Raw genomic sequence first — 19,129 nt, 5'->3', positions numbered from 1 at the left:
AGTGGAGCAAAAGCAGCTTCGGGGCACCGAATCCTGCTTCTACTCAGATAAAGCAGGGGCTGCAGTGGGCCCGGATCACCGCACCGCGAACCGCTTGCGCGCGATCAGCAGGCACACCAGGGATAGGGCCGCCACCACCGCGTAGTAGATGCTCGGTGAGGTCAGAGAGCCGGTGGAGCTCACGAGCCACGCGAGCACGAGGGGTGCGAATCCCCCGAACACCGTGACGCCCAGGTTGTAGGCCACGGACATCCCCGTGGTGCGGATCTGCGTGGGGAACATGTCGGTGAGCAGCGCGGGCATGGGGCCGAAGTACAGGGCCATGATCACGCCCAGCACCGCTTGCACCACGGTTAGGGTGGCCACCGTCGGGGCCGCGACCAACCACAGGAACAGCGGGTACACCACCACGATGCCCACCGCGGAGGCCACAAGCATGACCCGGGCAGGTCCCACGCGGTCCGCGAGGTGCCCCACGAACGGGGAGCCCACCAGGGTCACCGCGCCGGCCACCACACCGCCCAGGTACGCGGCCCACGAGGGCAGGTCGAAGTTCTGGATCGAGTACGTGGGCATGAACAGGATCGTGTACACGGACATGGACGCCAGGCCCACCACACCTGCGGCCGTGAGCCACCGACCGGCGGAGTGGACGATGGTCTGCGCGAGGGGACCGCGCCCGAGGGACGGGCGGGGCGGCGTCGTTGTACCCGTGCTCTCCGAGGGCGACGACGCCGCTCGCGCACGCTCGTCCTGCAACGCCCGGAAGTCCGGGGTCTCGTCCATGCGCAAGCGGATGTAGAGACCCACGGGGCCGATGAGCAGGCCGAAGAGGTAGGGGATGCGCCAGCCCCACGAGTACAGCGCGTCGTGGCTCAGCAGGGTGTGCAGCGCGAACCCGAAACCGGAGGCCATCAGGATCGCAAGGCCCTGGGTCGCCACTTGCCACGACCCGTAGAAGGCGCGCTTGTCGGGGGCGTTCTCGATCAGGAACGCGGTGGCCGTGCCGAACTCGCCACCGGCGGAGAAGCCCTGGATCAGGCGGGCGAGCAGGATGAGCAGCGCTGCCGCGGGGCCGATGACCGCCGCCGTGGGGGCGAGCAGCATGATGAGCGTGCCGAGCATCATCAGGGCAATCGTGATGGTCAGGGCCGGGCGGCGACCGTGGCGGTCCGCGTAGGAGCCCAGCACCAGGGCACCGAGCGGGCGAATCAGGTACGACAGCGCGAACGTACCGAACGTCAGCAGGGTGCCCGTGACCTGTCCGATCGAATCCGACTCGAAGAACAGCGCGGAAATCACGACCGCGAGGGACGAGTAGACGATGATGTCGAACCACTCGAGCGCATTACCGATCGAGGAGGCGACCACGGCGCGGCGAGCGGTGACACGCTGCTCGTGCGTGACGGGCAGATGTGTAGGTGCGCTACTCATGTCTGCACACTAGCCCACGGTCCGCTCCTCCCGCGGCCCCCGTGACGCCGCATGACGGCGAGCCGCCGACTTATACTGGGGCACGGCATGGAACCGGCACGGGACGTGTCACACCCCAGGACAGGAGCAGTGCAATGATCTTCATCGTGGTCAAGTTCGAGGTCAAGGACGAGTATGCCGAGCGCTGGCCCGAGATCGTCGCGGACTTCACTGCCGCGACCCGCCAGGAGCCGGGCAACAAGTGGTTCGACTGGTCCCGCAGCCTGGAGAACCCCAACGAGTACGTGCTCGTGGAGGCCTTCGAGGACGACGCCGCCGAGGCCCACGTGAAGTCCGAGCACTTCACCGCCATGACCGAGAAGTTCCCGCCGTACCTCGTCCGCACCCCGCGCATCATCTCCCGCCAGATCGACGGTGACGGCTGGGATGAGATGGGTGAAGTCACCGTCGAGGGCTGAGGCATTGATGACCGGGGAACCCGTGAACCCGTGAACCGGTTCCTCGTGGGCCTGGACATCGGCGGATCCCACACCCGCGGCGTACTGTTCCGCGGGGACTCCCCGGTGCGCGAAGCTCGTTCCGGCAGCGCGAACGTGCAGAACGTCAGCCGGGAGCGGGCCGCCCAGTCACTGCGGGAGATCTTCGCCCGCTTGGAACCGCCACCCGGCACCACGGTTCTCGCCGGCGCCGGCGGTGTGGACACCCCGCACGACGCCGCTGCGCTGACGCAGCTCATTCGCTCCGTGGCTGAGGCCGCAGCGGGCGCTGGCCCGGCGCCGGGCGTTTTTTCGGCGGCAGACGGTCACCCGGCACCGGACGCCTACCCGGCGTCGGAGACGCCCGTGATCGCGGTGCACGACACCCGCCTGATCCTCGCCGCGGGCGGACACACCGAGGGCATCGCGGTGATCGCGGGAACCGGTTCCGTGGCGTGGGGTGTGAATGCTTCCGGCCACGGGACCCGCGCCGGGGGCTGGGGTTACCTGCTTGGCGACGAGGGCAGCGGGTACTGGCTCGGCCGGGAAGCGGTGCGCCATGTGCTGCGGGACGCGCAGCACCGGGGAGCGAGCGACGTGACCCCCGCAGAGGACGACCGGTTCGCTCGGGCCGTGTTGGGACACGCCGGGGTCGACACGCCCACCGAGCTGATCGCGGCGTTCCACGACCGCCCCGACCGCACCCACTGGGCCGGTCTGGCCCGCACGGTGATCGAGCTGGCCCCGCACGACGACGCCGCTCGCGAGTTGGTCTCGGCGGCCGCCGCGCACCTCGTGGAGCTGATCATCACCGTGGCCAGGAACCTGGGCGAGCCCCTCCCCGTAGTGATGGGAGGCGGGCTCGCAACCACCTCGGTGGGCGTGGAGCTCAGGGAACGCCTGGGCGATCATGGACTGCGGGTCACGCTGTTGGACCGGGAACCCGTGCTGGGAGCGCCCCTGCTCGCCCGCGCCACGGGGCTGTGGGACGGGCGAGCGGGTCGGGCGGGCTGAACACCCACAGGATCAGCGGAAGGCCGCCTCCCCGGTGAGCTGCTGGCCCAGGATGAGGGCGTGCACCTCATCCGTGCCCTCGTATGTGCGCACGGATTCCAGGTTGTTGGCGTGGCGCAGCGGGGAGTAGTCGAGGGTGACGCCGTTGCCGCCCAGGATCGTGCGGGCCTCGCGGGCAATCTTGATGGCCTCGCGGCAGTTGTTGAGCTTGCCCACCGAGATCTGGTGGTGCTGCAGTGTGCCGGCGTCCTTGAGGCGGCCGATCTGCAGTGCGAGCAGGAAGCCCTTGTCGATCTCGAGGGCCATATCCGCGAACTTCTGCTGCGTGAGCTGGTACCCGGCCAGCGGGCGATCGAATTGCATGCGCTCCTGGGAATACTTCAGGGCCACCTCGAACGAGTCGCGGGCGGCGCCCATGGCACCCCAGATGATCCCGTACCGGGCTTCGTTGAGGCACGAGAACGGGCCGCGTAGCCCCTTGGCCTCGGGTAGCAGAGCGGATGCGGGAAGTCGCACGTCCGTGAGTTCGATCTCGCACTGGATCGAGGCCCGCATGGACAGCTTGGGCTGGATGGGCGTGGCCTTGAAGCCCGGGGTGTCGGTGGGCACCACGAAACCGCGTATGCCCTCGTCCGTCTGGGCCCAGATGACGGCCACCTTGGCCACGGTCGCCAGGCCGATCCACCGCTTGGCGCCGGAGATGACCCAGTCCTCGCCGTCGCGGCGCGCGAACGTCTTCATGGAACCGGGGTCGGAACCCGCGGTGGGCTCGGTGAGCCCGAAGCACCCGATGGCCTCACCGGCGGCCATGCGCGGGAGCCACTCCTGCTTCTGCTCCTCGGAGCCCCACTTGTAGATGGCGCTCATGGCCAGGGAGCCCTGCACGGACACGAACGTGCGCAGACCGGAATCCCCGGCTTCCAGCTCGGCGCCGGCCAGGCCGTATTCCACGGCGGAACGGCCCGCGCAGCCGTATCCCTTCAGGTGCATACCCAGCAGGCCCAGCTTGGCCATCTCCGGGACGATCTCCAGGGGGAAGACCGCTTTCTCGTACCACTCGGCGATGTTGGGGCGGATGGTGGCGTCCACGAACTCCCGCACGGTGGATCGCAGAGCGATCTCTTCCTCGTTCAGCAGGGAGTCGAAGCCCACCAGGTCCATGACGTTGACGGTGTTCTGTTGGCTCATGTCCTCACTGTACGGTGACGGGGCTCACGGAGCCACGCCACAATCGTTTCCGTGTCCTGCCCGAGCTGCGGCGGGGCGACCGTGGGGGATTCCAGGGGTGGGGTCCAGCGGGCCGGATGACGGAACTGCCGTCCCACGGTCCTGCCCTCCCGATCCTGGACGTCCACCGTGGGTTCCAGTCCGAGGTCCTCGGCCAGCGTGACGCCCTCGCCGATCCCGGCGACCTTGCCCGCAGGGACCCCTTCCTCGGTCAGTTCTTCCTGCCACTCGCGGGCGGTCCGGGCGGACAACGCATCCTCCAGCAGCGGGACGAGATCCTCGCGGTGGGCCACGCGCGCCGAGTTCGTGGCGAACCGTTCGTCGTCCGCGACGTCGGGGATGCCCAGCACGGCCGTGAACCTGCGGAACTGCCCGTCGTTGCCCACGGTCACCGCGAGGGGCGCGTCCGCGCAGTGCAACAACTGGTAGGGGACGATGGACGGGTGGGCATTGCCCATGCGCTCGGGGACCTTACCGGCACCCAGGTATGCCTGGCCCTGGTTGACTAGGGCACCCTGCAGACTCGAGAGCAAACTGACGTCGATGTGCGCGCCGCGGCCCGTGCGGCGTCGCGCTTCGAGGGCCGCGAGCGCGCCGATCGTGGCGTCCTTGGCGGTCAGGACGTCCACCAGGGCCACGCCCACCTTGGTGGGCTCGCCGTCCGCGGCGCCCGTGATGCTCATGAGCCCACCCACGGCCTGGACCAGGAAGTCGTAACCGGCCAGGTGGGCGCCCTCGGCGGTGCCGAAACCGGACACGGACACGTAGACCACGCCGGGGTTCTCGCGCGAGATCTCCTCGTAGCCCAGGCCGAGCTTGGCCATCCCGCCGGGCTTGAAGTTCTCCACGACCACGTCCGCGCGCAGGGCGAGTTCGCGCGCGAGTTCCCGCCCGTCCTCGTCCTGCAGGTCCAGGCACACGGATTCCTTGTTGCGGTTCACGGACTCGAAGTACGTGGCACCGGTCTCGGAATAGGGCGGACCCCACGCGCGAGTGTCGTCACCGGTGTCCGGGCGCTCGACCTTGATCACGCGGGCACCGAGGTCCGCGAGCGTCATGGTGCACAGCGGCCCCGCGAGCACGCGCGAGAAATCGGCCACGAGCACACCGTCCAGGGGTAGCGCTTCGGTCACGGGGTCCTCCTTGGATCGACGATGTCCTCCACTCTAGGTGCGCCGCCGCGGCCGCGGCTCGACGACGTCGCTACGCTTCCGGGTCGCCGCCCGCCGCACGTCTACGGGCGACGACGCTCGGCCGGGCGCGCTACCCGCCCAGTTCACCACGCACAGGTTGTCCGTCAGTTCCGTCTCCCCGGACGGCGCCGCTCGGTACAGCTCCGCGCACACGGTCGCCCCGGCAAGCACGCCGTAGGCGCCGTCGAACCGGCCGGCCCTGGGCTGGGAGTCCAGATGCGAGCCGACCATCACGTACGGGGCGCCCGGACACAGCTCGACGAGGCCGAACTCGTTACCCATCGCGTCGTAGTACACCGTGGCACCGCGCGCGATCAACCACCCGACGAACCACTGCCGATTGAGCCCGTCCGCGGTGGTCGCCGCTTGGCACTCCACTCCCCGGACTCGAGCCCGCCGTTGCGGGACATCCGCCGGAAATCCCGCGGGAGCGCCTGATGCAGTGCGGACATGAACCCTCCTGAGCCATGAACCAGTTGCGGCCACGGTAGGCACGGTCACATCACGAACGGTCCGCGCGGCGGTCCCCCCACGCTTTCTCCGCACCGCTGGCCAAGAGCACCCCGCAGCACATCCACACCGCGGCGGCCGGGCCCAGGGGTGCCGCGAAGACACCCGCAACCAGGGGGAGGATCACCTGCCCCAGGCGATTACCCGTCAACCGGACCGCCAGGGCGGAGCCGCGCCAGTTGCCCGGGACGGACGTGGTGATCATGGTCATGGTGAGTGGCTGACCCAAACCCAACAGGAATCCGCCCACGGCCAGGAAGAACGCCGCGACCCAGAAGTTCCCCAGCACGAGCGGTGGGATGACCAGCGTGATGCCGGCCCCGAACAAACATGTCAGCAGCAGACCCCGCCGCGAGAACCGCTGGGACAACCACGGCAGGAGCAACCGGGAGGCAATGGATGCGAAACCCCGGACGCCGAGCAACAGACCCACGACCGCGGGAGCCACACCGGCCTCCTCCCCGATGACCGGCAGGAACGCGGTGAGGATGTCGAGCATCGCGAGCAGGGACAGTGCGGCGAGCATGTGGGACGCCACCCGTGGTACCCTGAGCACCCGCGCGATGGTGGGTTTGTCGGCTGATTCGGAACGCGCCGCAGTACCGGAGGCCGCGCGGGACGGGGCGGCGTACCCCGCGGGTGTCCCGGCGCGCAGGAGCAACAGCGGAACGGCCGCGAGCGAGATCGCGGCACCGATCCACAGTGCCTGGTTCACGTCCGCGAGGCGCTCCGGGGAGGTCGCGGACGAGCTGTGCCCCACGAGCCAACCGCCCAGGGCGGGGCCGATCATCTGCCCCGCGGAGAACGCTGCGGTGAACCACCCGAACCCCTTGTCCAGGTCCCGGTCCGCGGCGTAACGGGCGATCGCCGTCTGACCCCCGATCGTGAAGCTCAGGTGCCCCATGCCCAGCACGGCGCTCGCGGCCACGACCGCCCACACCGTGGGTGACAGCGCCAGCAGCGCCCCACCGGCGACCAGCAGAAACACCCCGGAAAGGGTCAGCACGCGCAATTGCCGGGTGCGGTCCGAGTACCGCCCGAGCCACACCGCGGTGAGCAGCGGGACCAGGGCGTACGCGGCCGTGGTCAACCCGATCGTGATCGAGTCCGCGTGCAGCGCGAGCAGTTTGTAGGACGTGACCGGTCGCAACAGGTTCACGGTGGCCTGGGTCAACACCCCGCACGCCACGAGCAGCCACAACCACGCGCCGGCGCGTGCCCCACGAACCGAATCAGTCACCGGCAGCCTTCCTCAGGCATACGCCCAGGGGCGTCCGAGGCGACGCGCTCCGACAGCCGGAATCGTTGCACGGTGCGGTGCAGGGCGCCACCGCTGCGGCCCTCGCCGAGCTCTGAGGACACCAGGGAGAGCTCGCTGACGGTCCACGCGGGCCCCTCGTACACGGACAGCGCGTGCACTACATGCGCGAGCTCGGGCCCGGGGCGCGCCACGGTGCGTGAGCTGCGGCGTCGTTCGCGAGCCTTGCGCGTGCGCTCGGCACGGGACATGCGCGCGACCGTGAGATGGGCGCGCTGTCTTGCGCGCTCCTCGGGGTCCAGCGAGCACGCGTGCATGAGCTCCACGAGCGCGTCCGAGGCACCACCCACGCCCATCCACAGGGTTGTGCCGGAGAAGGATCCCGCGCCTCGCAAGCACACGGTGAGCGGTGCGTGGTCCCGGGCGACGTCGCTCAGCAGCTCCCCGAGCTCCGGCACCGCAGCCTCGGGTTGCTCGCCGTAGAACGCAAGGGTGACGTGCCACTGCTCGGGGTCGCCCCAGCGCAGTGCGGTGCCGGTGAGTTCACGGACCTCACGCAATGCACCGACCAGGTGCTCACGTGCGGCCCGGGTGGGGTGAACAGCCGCGAACAGCCTCATGCGCCCACCCTAGACGGTGCGCGGCGGTAACCGGATCAGCTCCACGCTCGTGAGGGCACCCGCGTCAGCGACCGCGCGCATGTACGTGCAGTGTGGTTGGCGCCGCCGGTCGGTGGGGCTGCCGGGGTTGAGCAGGCGCATCCCGGAGGGCGCCACGGTGTCCCACGGGATGTGGCTATGGCCGAAGACCAGGACGTCGATGTCCGGGAACGCCCGGTCCATACGCCGCTCCCGTCCGCTTGAGGCGCCGGTCTCGTGCGTCATGGCGAACCGCACCCCCTCGAGCTCCCAGTATGCGGTTTCAGGCATGCGCTCGCGTAACTCGGGGCCGTCATTGTTGCCCCACACCGCGATCAGCTTCCGGGAGCGCTGCTCGAGGGCCTCGAACGTGGCCAGGTCCACCCAGTCACCGGCGTGGAGCACCACGTCCGCGGCGTCGACCTCGCGCCACACCTGGTCCGGGAGGGCCTTGGCCCGCTTGGGCAGGTGGGTGTCCGCGAGGAGGAGGATCGAGGTGCTCACGCCCCCATTGTGCCCGTCAGCACTCGATCACGTTGACCGCGAGGCCGCCGCGCGAGGTCTCCTTGTACTTGATCTTCATGTCCGCACCGGTCTCCCGCATGGTCTTGACCACTTGATCCAGGGAGACCTTGTGGGTCCCGTCCCCCTGCATGGACAGCCGGGCGGAGTTAATGGCCTTGACGCTCGCGATCGCATTGCGCTCGATGCACGGAATCTGCACGAGCCCGCCCACAGGGTCGCACGTGAGCCCCAGGTTGTGCTCGATCCCCATTTCCGCCGCACACTCCACCTGCCGCGGGCTCCCGCCCAGCACCGCACACAGGCCGGCGGCCGCCATGGAACACGCCGATCCCACCTCGCCCTGGCAACCCACCTCGGCGCCGGAGATCGAGGCGTTCTCCTTGATCACGATCCCGATCGCCGCGGCGGTGAGCAGGAAGTCCACGATCTTGTCATCGCACGCGTCCGCCATGAACCGCGTGTAGAAGTGCAGCACCGCCGGGATGATCCCCGCCGCGCCGTTCGTGGGGGCCGTGACGATCCGCCCGCCGGACGCATTCTCCTCGTTGACCGCGAGCGCGTACAGGTTGACCCAGTCCATACCGTAGAAGGGATCGTTGCCGGGTTCCTTGGTGAGCAGCCGCTTGCGCATCTCCGGCGCACGACGGCGCACCTTCAGTCCCCCGGGCAGGGTCTTCTCCTCGCGCGTGCACCCGTTCTCCACACATTCCTGCATCACGGACCAGATGTGCAGCAGCTGCTCCCGGGTCTGTTCCGCGGGCCGCCACGACAGCTCGTTCGCGGCCATGATCTGGGCGATCCTCAGACCCTCGGTCTCGCAGATGGCCAGCAATTCATCACCCGTGCTGAACGGGTAGGCCACGGGGGTGCTGTCCGCGACCACCTTGTCCGCACCGCTCGCGGACTCGTCCACCACGAAACCACCGCCCACGGAGTAGAAGATCCGTTCGCGGATGGCCTCGCCGGCGGCGTCGTAGGCGGTGAAGCTCATCCCGTTGGGGTGGGTGGGCAGGGACTTCCTGCGGTGCATGATCACGTCACGGGAACGGTCGAAGGCCACGGGGTGTGTGCCCCCGAGCAGCAGTTGCCCTTTCTCCCCCGCGAGCGCGACCTTCTGGTCCGCGAGGTCCGTGTCCACGGTCTCGGGATCCTCGCCCATGAGCCCCAGCACCACGGCCTTGTCCGACCCGTGGCCCCACCCGGTGGCCCCCAAGGAGCCGAAGAGCTGGGAATGGACCTGGGTCACGGACTCCAGCAGGGCGTCGGCGGCGAGCCCGGCCACGAAGAGCCGTGCGGCCCGCATGGGCCCCACCGTGTGGGAGGACGACGGTCCGATACCCACCGAGAACAAATCCAGAGCACTGAGTGCCACGTCGCGGTCTCCCCACTGTCGGGCTCCGGGAAGCGGCCTGGTGGGGCCGTGCGGAGCCGGGCGGCCGCGCGACGCGGATGGGTCGCGCGGAACACACCCAAGGTACGTGGGTCTCACATAGTGGGCAACTGTCGAAGGGGTGAGGAGCCCATGACGAGCGCGGCCGAGCCGCCGAATGAATAGGTGACACATGTTTTTGAGAGTCTGGCCGTTTGGCCATTGTTCACTTGATAACGATCCGATTACGGTGAAATCGCATTCGAGAACCCGGCCTGGACGTGCGGAAACGGTCGTTCATGCGGTACTGGAATGCGCCCCCCTGTCCCGCCGCCCCCGTTTCTTGTGCACGGGAAACGGCACTTTCTCGTCACTCTGGTCGTTCACGAAATCCACGGGCTCGTTTCCTCGGATCTCGGTTGACCACCGAACGAAGGATCCCCTCCATGAGCAAGAAAAACGCATTCCTCGCCACGGCCGCCGCGGCCGCTGTCGTCCTGGGCACGGTCTCCCCGGGCATCGCGGCACCCGCCAACACCCCGGCGGAAAACGCGTCCGCGCAGAACTCCATCAACCAGGGGGCCAAGGTCCTGGACGTGTCCGGCGGTGAGTACGTGGTCATATTGGAACTGCCGGCCGCCACCAAGGCGCCCGCCGGTCCGGCGAGCAGGGCGGCCCGCACGGCCGTGGCCGAGGCCACCCAGAAGCAGGTGGACAAGTGGCAGTCCAAGGGCGTCAAGGTCAAGCAGCAGTTCAACACCATCGGTGGTTTCACCGCTGACCTGAGCCCCGCCCAGGTCAAGACCCTCAACGCGGACCCGGGCGTGGCGGTCGTGGAGAAGAACAAGACCGTCAAGGCCACCGCGTCCCAGTCCAACGCCACGTGGGGCCTAGACCGCTCCGACCAGAAGGATCTGCCGCTCAACGGGACCTACAACTACTCGGCCACCGGCGCGGGTGTTACGACCTACGTGATCGACACGGGCGTGCGCGCCACCCACTCCCAGTTCCGCGGCCGGGTCTCCCCCGGTGTGACCGCGATCGACGACGGTTACGGCAGCGGCGACTGCAACGGTCACGGCACCCACGTGGCCGGCACCGTGGGTGGGTCCACCTACGGCGTGGCCAAGTCCACGAACATCATGCCCGTGCGCGTGCTGGGCTGTGACGGCATCGGCTCCACCGCCGGCATCGTGGCGGGCATGGACTGGGTCTCCTCCACCGTCAACGGTCCGGCCGTGGCAAACATGAGCCTGGGCGGTGGGGTCTCCACCGCCATGGACAGCGCGATCAACCGGATGATCAGCGCCGGCGTGGTGCCCCTCGTGGCCGCGGGCAATGACGCGAACAACGCGTGCAACTACTCCCCGGCCCGCGCGAGCGCCGCCATCACGGTGGGCTCCACGGATCGCCGCGATCAGCTCTCGAGCTTCTCGAACTGGGGCTCCTGTGTGGACATCCTGGCCCCGGGCACGGACATCACCTCGGCCTGGCCGTCCAGTGACTCCGCGACCAATACGATCTCCGGGACCTCTATGGCCACCCCGCACGTGGCGGGCACGGCGGCGCTGTACCTCGAGCAGCATCCGAACGCCGGCGTGGCGGAGGTGGAGCGCGCACTCAAGTCCAGCGCGACCCCCGGCACAATCGACTACGTGCGGGGTTCGGCGAACCTCATGCTGAACACCTCGCTGCTCACCGGGGCTCGCTGACCCTCAGCCCGAGCCGCTCGGCGTGAGCCGGCTCCGAACCTGAGCCGATCGTTCCGGGCCGCTCGACCCTGAGCCACCCCTGGTAGGCAGCTCCGCCCGAGGCCGCTCGGCCCGACTCCCCTCAGGAGTCGCGCTGAGCGGCCTCCAGCGCGTCCGCGGCGCGGATCAGTCCCAGGTGACTGAACGCCTGGGGGAAGTTGCCCGCCAGACGGTGCTGAGCGACGTCGTACTCCTCGGAGAGCAGACCCAGGTCCGAGGCGAAACCCACGGTGGTGCGCATCAACCGCTGGGCGTCCTCAATGCGCCCGGAGCGCGCGTACTGCTCCACGAGCCAGAACGTGCAGATCAGGAACGGGTACTCCCGCCCGGACAGCCCGTCCATGGACGTACCCGCGTCGGTGGTGCGGTAGCGCCACACCTGCCCCTCCTCGCCCTGCAACTCGTGCTCGATCCGCCCCACGGTGCGCAGCATCGCGGGGTGGTCGGGCGCGATGAACCCGGTCTGCGGCAGTTGCAGGAGGGAGGCGTCCACCTCCGTGTTGTCGTAGGTCTGGGTGAAGTACCCGAGGTCCCGGTTGTACCCCTTGTCCCAGATCTCGCGGTGCAGACGATCGCGCATCTCTTTCCAGTGCGCCACGTCCCCCGTGAGCCCGTGTTCGGTCACGGCCCGGATGCCCTCGTTGAACGCGGCCCACATCATCACGCGGCCGTGCGTGAAGAAATGCGTGTCCCCGCGCATCTCCCAGATCCCGTTGTCCGGCTCGTCCATGCGCAGCTCACAGAAGCCCAACAGGTTGCACTGCAGACCCCACGAGTAGTCGTTCTCCTCCACCCCGTTGTCCCGCAGGGTGGCCAGGGCCATCATGACCTCGCCCGCAACATCCGCCTGGTACTGCTCCACCGCGCCGTTACCGATCCGCACGGGCCGGGAGTTCTCGTAGCCGCTGAGGTGATCCAGTTCCCGTTCAGCGAGGTCCCGGCGCCCGTCCACGCCGTACATGATCTGCAGTTGTTGCGGGTCCCCGGCCACGGCGCGCAACAGCCAGTCGCGCCACAGCAGCGCACCGTGCGTGTGCCGGTGTTCCACGAGCGCCTGGATGGTCAGGGCCGCGTCCCGCAGCCACGTGTAGCGGTAGTCCCAGTTGCGCTCGCCCCCGAAGTCCTCGGGCAGCGCCGCGGTCGCCGCCGCCACGATCCCGCCGGTGCGGGCGTGGGTGAGTCCGCGCAACACGAGCAGGGAACGGGAGACCGCGCCGTCGAACTCGCCGTGGGACTCCACGTCCGAGGCCCAGTCGCGCCAGAAGTCCTCCGTGGCCCGCTGGGCGCTGTCCGGGTCCGCGGGGACGGGCAGCTCCTCGTACGAGTGGCTCCACGTGAGCACCCAGTCCAGGCCCTCGCCCTCGTGCAGCGTGAACCGGCCGCGGTGCCCCCGGCGGATCCCCTCCATCACGCGGATGTCGCTGCCGGGATCGTGCTCACGGTGCAGCACCTCCACGGGGTTGCCCCCCGCGTCCTCCTCGTACGGTTCCAGGTCCGGGCCCGTGAGCAACAGGGCGTCCGGGCCGGCCACGGCCAGCAACCCGTGGTCCGCGCGGGACGTACTGAGCGCGATGCGCGCGGAGATCTCCCGCAGCAGCTTCTTGAAGTCCGGGTGCCGGCCGTGCCGCTCGCCGGCTGTCGTAGTTTCCAGGTTCGACGCCGCACGGCCGGGTTCCTCGGACGTCCCCACCGGGTGCGGCTCGGTGGCGGAATCCCCCAACCGCGCCTCGTCCGGGTGCTGGGGGCGGTGGTTGCCCAGCTGCACACGACGCACCCACGGGATGACCTTGCCTTAGTCGAAGCGGAACCGCAGATCGTGCTCCACCCCCGCGGTTCCCTCGAGGCACTTCACGCGCCGCACCAGATCCGCGTGATCGTCACTGGGCGGCAGGAAATCGGTCACGCGCACCCGCCCGCTGGGGGTTCGCCACTCGGTCTCCAGCACGAAGGTGTCCGGGACGTAGCGGCGGGAGACCACGTGTCCATCCACCGCGCTGAGTTTCCAGCGCCCGTTGCTCTCGTCCCCCAGCAGGGCGCAGAACACGGCGGGTGAATCGAAGCGCGGGAAGCACAACCAGTCCACGCTGCCGTCCCGGGACACCAACGGCCCGGTCTGCAGGTCCGCGAGCAGTGCGTAGTCCTCCAGAGGGGTACTCATGGGCCCATTCCATCATTACGGTCACGGGCCCCGTCCCTCGGTGACGTGCGGGGCCGGATGATGACGCCGCACCGAACACGCCCCGCCGCCGTCCCGGTACTCCTCGCCGGAACCCCGTGCGCACACGTCAAATATTGACTTATTCAAGAACCTGTCCCCCAATCGAATAGCCCGGCGCTTTCCGTACGCATTCTTCTGGTATCCAGGAATTGCCCAGGTGGGTTCTTGGGCTTTCATCGCGTGATTCTGGGGAGAAACGAATGCCTTCATCGGCGCACGACCCGGCGGGCAAGGCCCGCGAACCGGGTCCCGACGACACCGAAGAATTGTCCGCAACCACATCACCGGGAGCCGCGCGGCATGACCCCGGAGTCCAGCATGACCTCGACGCACAGCACGACGCCGCTGCTGCCCGGGGTTCGGGCCACCGGCCCCCGGCGGCGCTGCCCACGATGACCGCGCGACACTGGTGGGTTCCCGTGCTCGCGGGCGTGGGCGGCTACGTGGGAACTGTGGTGGGCATCGTGATCGCCCTGGTGTTGAGCATCCTGGGGCTCGCCCTCCAGGGGGACTCGGACGGGGGATCCACGACCGACCGCCTTAACGACAAGATCAGCAACGCCACGGGCCTGGACACCGACACCTCCGGGCTGCGCTGGATCCTGTCCGTCCCGTTCCAGCTCGCGGCCATGGCGGCCCTGGTCCCGCTGCGGCTCATCCTCAGCTTCGGGGGCGAGGGAGCCTCCGCCGGGATCACCGTCCCCCAGTACTTCGCCTTGGCGTGCGGGATCCTCACCGCGTGGCTCATCGCACGCAAGCTCTCCACCCGCATGCGCGTGGAGACCCGCGGGGTGCAGTGGCTCATGGCCGCCGTGAGCGGACTGACGTGGGCCGCGCTGGCGCTGGTCGTCACCGCCCTCACGGTGCTGCGCCTGGACGTGCCGTTCTTCGCCTCGGACATCCGCGTGCGCCTCACGGCCCTGGGCGGGGGCCTCTTCCCGGTCCTGTTCCTCGTGGGCCTGCTGAGCGTGGCGGCCGCCCTGAACGTGCGCTCCACCCAAGTCTCCCCGGGGCGCATCGTGGTCGGCGCCGAACGTTCGACCCCCGGCGTGCTGCAGGTGCTGCGGCCCATCGCCGTCCAGTTCGCGGTGTTCGGCACCGTGGCCGGACTCGGGCTGCTGATCTACGCGTTCGTCGAGGGTGGCGCCCCCGCCGGCTTCTCCGCCCTGTTCTGGTTGCCGATCGCGGTGGGCTGGCTGTTCGTCCTCTCGCTGCTGTCCGCGCTCACGGCGGGCGGGGCGGCGACATCGCTCACCGGACTGACCGGGCGCTCCGACGCGTTCTACCTGTGGTCGGAAGGTACCGTCCCCGTGTGGGCCGTGGTGCTGTGCATCCTGCTGGCCCTCGTGTCCGCGGTGTGTGCGGCCATCACGTGGGCGCACGTGCGTCCTCTGGACAAGCGTGTGGCGCGCACCCCGCTGGCGTGGACGGTGCTGCCCGTCACCTACTTCCTGCTGGGCCTGCTGGCCCTGTGGTTGCTGCGCGTGGGCGGATATGCCTCCGGGGGCATGGTCGGCTCGAGCAACGCGGTGTTCAGCCTGCGGCCGGCCGGCTGGACGTGTCTCGTGTTCTTGGTGTGGGGCGTGATCATCGAACTGCTCGCCCGCTTGGTGGTGCCCGCGTTCATGCACACCCTGCCGCGCCGGGTGACCCGCGGACTGCGCGGTTCGGAGCGCTCCCGGGGCCGGGCGGCCGTGGTGGCCTCCGCGGCCGCCATGGGTGGCGCGGGACTCGCGGGTGCGGGACTCGCCGGGGTCGGCACCCGGGCGACGCCCGCTCCGGAAGCCCCCGCAGCGACGTCGTCAGCGCAGCACCCGAGCGCCGAACCGACGGCGACGACGGCCCCGCAGGACGCGACTGCGGCCTACTCCGGACCGCACGCCGGGAGCGGCGACGAGACCCGGGTGCTGCCGAGCTACGACGATCCCGGGGCGACCACGCGCATGCCGGCGCAGCGCGCCCCCATGGACCCCGCGACCAAGAAGCGGATCCGGTTGATCGCGATCATCGTGGGCACCCTGATCCTGCTGGCCGTGCTCGCGACCGTGGTGTTCTCCGTGCTGAGCCGCACCGTGTTCGGCCCGGACAACCAAGCCGAGGACCTGCTGCGCTCCGTTACGGATGGCAACGCCACCCACGCCGCGGAGATCGCGAATCCCAACGTAAGCAGCGGCCAGCGCGCCCTGCTCACCGACGACGTCTACGGCGCGGCGCAGAACCGGATCTCCTCGTACGAGATCAAGGACACGACCATCGACGGGGACCGCGCCACGGTCAACGCGACCGTGACCCAGGACGGCGTCACCACGCCCGTGGCGCTGCCCATGGTCAGTGACTCCCGGGACGGCCTGTTCAAGTCGTGGCGCGTGGACGAGAGCGCGGGGGTGCCTCTCTACCAGGCGCTCACCGTGGAGGTGCCCGCGGGAGTCGGTGAGCTCGACGTCAACGGGAAGAAGGTGTCCGTGGACACGCAGGGCCAGCCCCACACCGTGGAGTACACGGTGCTGCCCGGTGACTACGCCGTGGGTGTGAGCTCCTCGAGCAAGTACGTGACGTACGGCGGGAACCAGGTGGCGGAGATCCGCGCCGGTTCGCCGTCCTCCGCGCCCGTGATGTCCTTCCAGCCGTCGTTCACGCCCGCCCTGGAGGAGGACCTGACCAAGCAGCTCAACGCGACCCTGGACAGGTGCGCCCAGAGCACGGAGTTCGAGCCCGAGGGCTGCCCGTTCGGGTACTCGATCTACGGTGACGACGAGGACTACCGCAATCCCCGGTGGAGCATCCAGCGCTACCCCACCTACTCGGTGTCCTCGTACGGGAACCAGGCGACCTTCACGACCGACCGCTCCGGCGAGGTGCGGCTGGACTACCAGTACAACGAGGAGTACGACGACGAGCCCGCCGACTGGACTGACCGGGACACCACCTCGAGCGTCTCCGGTTACGGGACCGTGAGCGTGTCCGGGGACGAGCTCACGATCAACGCCAACGACTGAGCAGTGACCTCCACTGGAACGGCGCCCCCTTCCCACGCGTTTCCACACGTCGGGAAGGGGCGCCGTTCACGCACGGGCCGATATGCCGGGCCTCACAGGTCCTGCGGGCCCAGCGGCAGACCCAGCAGGTACCAGCCGATGAACAGCAGGAACCAGCCGATGAGCATGGCGATCGACACCGGCAGCACCAGGGAGATGAGCGTGCCCACGCCCGCTTCCTTCTGGTAACGGCGCAGGTACCCGAGGACCAGGGCGAAGTACGGGCTCACGGGGCTGATCACATTGGTGGGGGAATCCCCGATCCGGAACAACGCCTGGGTCATCTCCGGTGAGACGTCGAGCAGCATGAGCATGGGCACCATCACCGGGGCCAGCAGGGTCCACTGCGCCGAGCCCGAGGTGATGAGCAGGTTCATCACGGCCACGATCGCCACGATCCCGGTGAACGTGAGGATGGGGTGCAGTCCCAGCGAGCCGATGAAGTCCGCGCCGTAGATCGCCAGGACGGGACCGATCCCGGACCACTGGAAGTACGCGGTGAACTGGGCCGCGGCGAAGAACAGCACCAGCACGGGGGTCACGGTGGTCAGTCCCGTGGCCATGGCCTCGGGGATCTGTCGCGCCTCGGTCATGGTCCCGGCGGCCCGTCCGTAGATCCAGCCGACGACGGCGAACATCACCGCGATCACGATGCCCACGTTGAGCAGCAGCGGGGACATCAGCACGGAACCGTCCTCCGCGCGCAGAGGTGAGCCGGGGATCAGCAGGACCGCGAGATAGATCACGATCATGATCGCGAACGCGATGCCGGCGTTGCGCAGACCCCGCTTCTCGCGGGGCTTCAGGCGCATGTCCTCAAAGTCCCCCATGTTCTGCTGCTTGGTATCCGTGTCCTCCTCGAGCGCCGCACCGCGTTTGGCGAGCACGGTCTCCGTGACCAGGGTGATGATCGCCGCGAGCACGAGCGACGACACGAAGGTGAAGAAGTAATTGGAGACCGGGGTGACGATCACGCTGTCGTCGATCAGCCCCGCGGCGGCGGTGGTGATGCCACCCAGGAGGGCGTCCGACGCCGTCGGCAACAGGGACGCGTTGAAGCCCGCCGCGACCGAGCAGAACGCCACCACGAGCCCCACGACCGGGGACCGGCCGGCGGCCTTGAACGCGAGCGCACCCAGGGGGATCAGCACCACGTACATCGCGTCCGAGGCGATGGACCCCGTGATGCCCGTGAGTGCCAGGACGAAGGTCAGCCACTTGGGACCCACGCGGGACACCGAGCCGCGCAGCGCCGCGGAGAGCATTCCGGACTGTTCGGCCACGGCCACGCCCAACAGGATCACGACCACGAGCCCCAGGGGCGGGAACTCCACGAAGTTCGTGACCGCTTCCGCGACCATCTTGCGCAGCCCGTCCGGGGCCAACAGATTGGTGACCGCCACCGTCTCGCCCGTGGCGGGGTTGACCGCGCTGAGTCCCACGGCGGAGAGGATCCAGCTGAGCAGGATCACGACCCCCGCGAGCAGGAGGAACAGCCAGAACGGGTCGGGAAGCTTGTTGCCCACCCACTCGATCCAGTTCAGGACCCGGAGCAGGCCACCGGTCCCCTTCTGTGTGCCGTGCGAGCGGGCACGGGGCGTGGACGAGGACATCTCTGGTTCCGTTCTGCCGGCGGAGTCTGCTGCGCCCAACGTACGCAACCGCGGGGCCATGACACGTGATTACGGCGCAGCGGTGGTGATGTGGCGCACCTTTGTCACCGATACACCGGCGTCCTGTTCCGCCGGCGCACCTGCATCCTGGCATGCACCCCGTTCATTCTCGCCCCACGAGCCGGGGCGGGTACGCGCCCGGTGTAATCTCCTAGAGGCCCGGATCCGGCCGCCCCTGGTGTGCGGCGCCCCGGCCGCCACCTGGAAACCCTGGAGAAGGACCGCCCGTGAGCGAATTCCCCGCCGCCCTCAAACGCGGACTGACCGTGCGCCACGTCCGCTTCATGGCCCTCGGCTCGGCGATCGGGACGGGGCTGTTCTACGGCTCGGCCTCGGCCATCCAGACCGCGGGCCCCGCGGTGCTGTTCGCGTACATCGTGGGCGGGGCCGTGGTGTTCCTGGTGATGCGTGCGCTCGGTGAGATGGCCGTGCTCCACCCCGTCTCGGGGTCCTTCGGTCAGTACGCCGGCCGCTACCTGGGTCCCCTGGCCGGTTTCATCACAGGGTGGACGTTCGTGTTCGAGATGGCGATCGTGGCCCTCGCGGACGTCACGGCGTTCGGCATCTACATGCAGTTCTGGTTCCCGGACACACCCCAGTGGATCTGGGTGCTGGCCATCGTGCTGCTGATCACCGGGCTGAACCTTCTCAACGTCAAGGTCTTCGGTGAGCTGGAGTTCTGGCTCTCGGTCGTGAAGGTCACGGCCATCATCCTCATGATCGTGGGCGGTTTCGCGATCCTGCTCTTCGGCTTCGCCGTCCCCTCCGACACCCCGCCCGGGCTGCACAACCTGGTGGATCACGGCGG

General features: G+C 69.0%; 16 protein-coding genes. 5 read left to right on the top strand and 11 right to left on the bottom strand.

The annotated features are described in order from the left end of the window. Positions 1-75: 75 nt before the first annotated feature. Positions 76-1,434: an MFS transporter gene (locus tag B3I25_RS00490; protein ID WP_286737447.1), complete on the bottom strand. Its 1,359-nt coding sequence runs from the start codon at positions 1,432-1,434 to the stop codon at positions 76-78. Between the two features lie 134 nt (positions 1,435-1,568). Here B3I25_RS00490 and B3I25_RS00485 point away from each other — a divergent pair, with 134 nt between their 5' ends. Together B3I25_RS00485 and B3I25_RS00480 are read left to right on the top strand one after the other, a co-directional pair. Next, complete coding sequence (locus B3I25_RS00485) at positions 1,569-1,892, top strand: putative quinol monooxygenase (protein WP_286737446.1); 324 nt, start codon at positions 1,569-1,571, stop codon at positions 1,890-1,892. Positions 1,893-1,922: 30 nt separating this feature from the next. After that, a complete protein-coding gene (locus B3I25_RS00480; RefSeq protein WP_231885441.1) occupies positions 1,923-2,924 on the top strand; it encodes an N-acetylglucosamine kinase in 1,002 nt (333 codons plus the stop codon). 12 nt (positions 2,925-2,936) lie between these two features. Here the strand turns inward: B3I25_RS00480 and B3I25_RS00475 are convergent, their stop codons facing one another. The 7 genes from B3I25_RS00475 to B3I25_RS00445 all read right to left on the bottom strand — a co-directional run bounded on the left by B3I25_RS00475 (position 2,937) and on the right by B3I25_RS00445 (position 9,647). After that, on the bottom strand, positions 2,937-4,112 hold the full coding sequence (locus B3I25_RS00475; RefSeq protein WP_064845398.1) for an acyl-CoA dehydrogenase family protein: 1,176 nt from the start codon (positions 4,110-4,112) through the stop codon (positions 2,937-2,939). After that, entirely contained in the window at positions 4,109-5,284 is a 1,176-nt protein-coding gene (locus tag B3I25_RS00470; protein ID WP_286737442.1) for a CaiB/BaiF CoA transferase family protein, read from the bottom strand. Before B3I25_RS00470 ends, B3I25_RS00475 begins: the two co-directional genes overlap by 4 nt. Positions 5,285-5,317: 33 nt before the next feature. Next, the gene (locus B3I25_RS00465; RefSeq protein ID WP_414672676.1) at positions 5,318-5,722 is read right to left on the bottom strand and encodes a hypothetical protein; all 405 of its coding nucleotides are present in this window, start codon (positions 5,720-5,722) and stop codon (positions 5,318-5,320) included. 124 nt (positions 5,723-5,846) lie between these two features. After that, positions 5,847-7,094 carry an MFS transporter gene (locus tag B3I25_RS00460; protein WP_286737441.1) on the bottom strand — a complete coding sequence of 416 codons (1,248 nt, stop codon included), beginning with the start codon at positions 7,092-7,094 and terminating at the stop codon, positions 5,847-5,849. Continuing rightward, positions 7,091-7,732, bottom strand: coding sequence for an RNA 2',3'-cyclic phosphodiesterase (thpR, locus tag B3I25_RS00455; protein WP_286737440.1), 642 nt, complete (start codon positions 7,730-7,732; stop codon positions 7,091-7,093). Before thpR ends, B3I25_RS00460 begins: the two co-directional genes overlap by 4 nt. A 9-nt stretch (positions 7,733-7,741) precedes the next feature. Beyond that, positions 7,742-8,254: a metallophosphoesterase family protein gene (locus tag B3I25_RS00450; protein WP_144931892.1), complete on the bottom strand. Its 513-nt coding sequence runs from the start codon at positions 8,252-8,254 to the stop codon at positions 7,742-7,744. A gap of 16 nt (positions 8,255-8,270) precedes the next feature. Then, entirely contained in the window at positions 8,271-9,647 is a 1,377-nt protein-coding gene (locus tag B3I25_RS00445; protein ID WP_286737439.1) for an L-serine ammonia-lyase, read from the bottom strand. A 443-nt stretch (positions 9,648-10,090) separates the two neighbouring features. Here B3I25_RS00445 and B3I25_RS00440 point away from each other — a divergent pair, with 443 nt between their 5' ends. Further along, entirely contained in the window at positions 10,091-11,356 is a 1,266-nt protein-coding gene (locus B3I25_RS00440) for a S8 family peptidase (RefSeq protein ID WP_286737438.1), read from the top strand. Positions 11,357-11,477: 121 nt separating this feature from the next. On the opposite strand, the gene B3I25_RS00435 is transcribed toward B3I25_RS00440, so the two are convergent. After that, on the bottom strand, positions 11,478-13,169 hold the full coding sequence (locus B3I25_RS00435) for a glycoside hydrolase family 15 protein (RefSeq protein ID WP_286737437.1): 1,692 nt from the start codon (positions 13,167-13,169) through the stop codon (positions 11,478-11,480). Positions 13,170-13,187: 18 nt separating this feature from the next. Further along, on the bottom strand, positions 13,188-13,553 hold the full coding sequence (locus B3I25_RS00430; RefSeq protein WP_286737434.1) for a trehalase-like domain-containing protein: 366 nt from the start codon (positions 13,551-13,553) through the stop codon (positions 13,188-13,190). A gap of 260 nt (positions 13,554-13,813) precedes the next feature. Here B3I25_RS00430 and B3I25_RS00425 point away from each other — a divergent pair, with 260 nt between their 5' ends. Continuing rightward, on the top strand, positions 13,814-16,609 hold the full coding sequence (locus B3I25_RS00425) for a hypothetical protein (RefSeq protein ID WP_286737432.1): 2,796 nt from the start codon (positions 13,814-13,816) through the stop codon (positions 16,607-16,609). A 92-nt stretch (positions 16,610-16,701) separates the two neighbouring features. Here B3I25_RS00425 and B3I25_RS00420 read toward each other — a convergent pair whose 3' ends face one another. Further along, a complete protein-coding gene (locus B3I25_RS00420; RefSeq protein ID WP_098053869.1) occupies positions 16,702-18,261 on the bottom strand; it encodes an AbgT family transporter in 1,560 nt (519 codons plus the stop codon). 344 nt (positions 18,262-18,605) lie between these two features. On the opposite strand from B3I25_RS00420, the gene B3I25_RS00415 reads away from it, so the two are divergent. After that, a partial coding sequence (locus tag B3I25_RS00415; RefSeq protein WP_286737508.1) for an amino acid permease occupies positions 18,606-19,129 on the top strand: 524 nt, incomplete at its 3' end.

This window comes from Kocuria sp. UBA1838 (assembly GCF_002338785.1).
Taxonomy (GTDB): domain Bacteria; phylum Actinomycetota; class Actinomycetes; order Actinomycetales; family Micrococcaceae; genus Kocuria; species Kocuria marina.
This window is presented reverse-complemented; position numbering and strand designations above follow the sequence as displayed.